The organism is Caballeronia calidae (genome assembly GCF_900044055.2).
GTDB classification, from domain to species: Bacteria; Pseudomonadota; Gammaproteobacteria; order Burkholderiales; family Burkholderiaceae; genus Caballeronia; species Caballeronia calidae.
This window is the reverse complement of the sequence record NZ_FCOX02000278.1, coordinates 1-1,290: the sequence shown is the minus strand read 5'-3', so window position 1 is coordinate 1,290 and position 1,290 is coordinate 1. Positions and strand designations below refer to the sequence as shown.

Annotated in this window: 2 protein-coding genes; both read left to right on the top strand. The window is 57.8% G+C overall.

What is annotated here, in order from left to right:
• On the top strand, positions 1 to 436 hold a 436-nt coding region (locus tag AWB78_RS42615; protein WP_157697436.1), incomplete at its 5' end, for a transposase.
• The gene (locus AWB78_RS42610; protein WP_157697913.1) at positions 376 to 945 is read left to right on the top strand and encodes a shikimate dehydrogenase family protein; all 570 of its coding nucleotides are present in this window, start codon (positions 376 to 378) and stop codon (positions 943 to 945) included. The genes AWB78_RS42615 and AWB78_RS42610, both read left to right, overlap by 61 nt.
• Positions 946 to 1,290 lie beyond the last annotated feature (345 nt).

The window sequence follows — 1,290 nt, the reverse complement described above, 5'->3', positions numbered from 1 at the left end:
GGCCGAACTGGGTAACTGTGCTGCCGACAGCGGCCAATTGCCGATCGTTCTGGCGGCGGTAGCGCGCGACGCCGGGGCCGCCCCCAAGCAAGTCCTTGCCGATGCGGGCTACCGCTCGGAGGCGACGTTCGAACAATTGCGCGAGCACCCCGCCGAGTTGATCGTGGCGCCCGGACGCGAGGGCAAGAAAGAGGTGAAGGTCGATGCCCGGAAGCGCCCGCTATGCGCCGCGATGGCCGACAAGTTTACTTGTGCGCAAACTCAGGCGGCCTATCGAAAGCGCAAATGGCTGTCCGAACCGCCGAATGCCTGGGTAAAGAGCGTTCTCGGATTTCGACAATTCAGCATGCGTGGACTGGCCAAGGCACAGGCCGAATGGAAACTCGTCTGCGCGGCGCTGAACCTACGCAGAATGTCGAAAATGACGCCTGCGTAAGTCCCGAAGGGGACAACATTGCCCTGATTTCGCCGCCGGGAAAGCCACTTTTGCGCGCAATGGCGGGCCAAACCGCAATCGGCGTTGACGCCCGCACGATGTGGCGTCAGTACCGGCAGCTCAAATTCTGTCTGCCGCGCGGATTCCTAGCCAACCTCCTGATTCATCGAACGAAGGCGGACGCTAGCTTCCATTGCTGGGAGAAAACGTACTCGTTACCTTCCGACACCGACATCGTCATCAATGCGACATCAATCGGTCTTTATCCCGACGTCAGCGCTTCACTCGATATCAACCTCGAAAGCCTGAGCAGTGACATGGTCGTAGCGGACGGCATCCCCAACCCTCCTTTCACACAGTTGCTGCGGTCCGCCGAATCTAGAGGATGTCGAATTGCGGATGGACTCGGCATGCTGGTCAATCAAGGGATCATAGCCATCAAATACTGGACCGGTCTGGATGCAGATGCCTCCGTCATGAGACAGGCACTGCTCGACCTGAAGCTCTAACCGATGTAAGCCTTCTCGAACCCAATACACCGGATCCGAGAAGACCGCCAAATAAAGTCCGCGCCGACCGCTCAGCCAGACAGCTAATTAAAAACCTACTTCTGAGCACTACTTGGGATTTCCCTAAGGTGACAGTTTTTCTGCTGCCTGCTTAAATAAATCAACTTGATTTAATTAGTCGGGCAGCCTCGGATCGGGGTGCCTGGCGTCAAATTCGCAAGAGGTCAACTCTATGTCGCCCACGAAGCCGAAGCAGCCGCTGCTGGAAATGCGCGGCATCAGCAAGACCTTTCCCGGCGTGCGCGCGCTCAACGACGTGCGCTTGTCGGTCTATCCCGGCGAAGT